The sequence below is a fragment of the Oleiphilus sp. HI0079 genome (assembly GCF_001635105.1).
Map to the genome: position 1 here is coordinate 1 of NZ_LWFT01001087.1, position 1,247 is coordinate 1,247.

Consider the following 1,247-nt stretch of genomic DNA (forward strand, 5'->3'; position numbering starts at 1 on the left):
CTTTGGCGAGGCAGTTCGAGAGCATGGGGGTGCATACAACAAACACTTCTGACTCGGTCACCAAGTCGAGAGACAAACTCTTCTCATTACAATTGATGTTGAAAAGCGGTATCAATATACCGACAACCGGTTTTGCAAACTCGCCCATGGATACGGGCGATTTAATTGAAATGGTAGGCGGCGCGCCACTCATTGTGAAGCTTTTAGAAGGCACGCAGGGTAGAGGCGTCGTTTTAGCTGAAACGCGCAAAGCGGCAGAGTCTGTTATCAATGCATTTAAGTCCTTGCGTGCGAACCTTTTGGTTCAAGAGTTTGTAAAAGAAGCCGAGGGAAAGGATCTTCGCTGTTTTGTGATTGATGGCAAGGTCGTTGCGTCGATTCAGAGAACGGCCGCGCCCGGCGAATTTAGAGCAAATATTCATCAGGGTGGTACGGCTTCGATTGTTAAAATTACCCCTGAAGAGCGCAAGTTAGCTGTAACAGCAGCCAAGGTACTCGGTTTACACATTGCTGGTGTGGATATCATTCGTTCTAAAAATGGTCCTCTATTGCTCGAAGTAAATTCCTCTCCGGGTTTAGAAGGTATAGAGACTGCAACAGGCAAGGACATAGCAGGAATGATGATCGCTTCGATCGAGCGTGCGCTGCGCTGGAAGCGAGAGCTAGCGAGCCCTGTTGAGTAAACACAAACGCAATAAAAAGGAGTACACCATGCCAAAACAAAAGGCCATTGGATTAATTAGTGATTTGCACGAGCGCTTCGCGGATGACGCGGTGAGCGAAGAGCAGGCTCAGCTTTTGAGAGATGTGCAACAGCACGTCCATGATCTAGGCGAAAGTGAGGCTCCAGAGCCCGATTTTGTTGATGCGCTGGAGGTCTTGGTAACAGATCTTGAGGTGGAGCATCCAACCGCCTCAGGAATACTGCGTAATCTGGTTGAAACCTTGAAAAACATGGGGGTGTAGGGCGTCATTAATGTTCTTGACGCTCTACTCGAATAGAAGAGCGAGAATACTGTTTCGTATGCGCGCCTTTGCGTTCTTTCGGTCTCTAAACGCGCGTCACCAGAGTCGCTGCGCCACGTATCTTCGGGTAGTGACACATGATGGAATCTTCCGATCAAGTTCGGCGGGTGACTATTTTCGTTATGGATTTACATTTTTTTGTTTAATTGTGACTAGGCGTGTTTTAAGCGTTGACTTTAAGCTAGCCTGGTTCTGAAAGGGAAGGCTTTGGCTAGCTCGAG

General features: G+C 48.1%; 2 protein-coding genes. Both read left to right on the plus strand.

All coding sequences use genetic code 11. The features are described 5' to 3' along the window. Positions 1 to 683: RimK family alpha-L-glutamate ligase (locus A3750_RS19335; protein ID WP_156498758.1), on the plus strand; the 683-nt coding region annotated here is incomplete at its 5' end. Between the two features lie 28 nt (positions 684 to 711). After that, positions 712 to 966, plus strand: coding sequence for a DUF4404 family protein (locus tag A3750_RS19340; RefSeq protein ID WP_068456958.1), 255 nt, complete (start codon positions 712 to 714; stop codon positions 964 to 966). The last annotated feature ends 281 nt before the right edge of the window (positions 967 to 1,247 follow it).

Bases quoted from the DNA above. Each gene is read 5' to 3' on its own strand.
- A3750_RS19340 (WP_068456958.1), top strand. From the start codon at position 712: ATGCCAAAACAAAAGGCCATTGGATTAATTAGTGATTTGCACGAGCGC.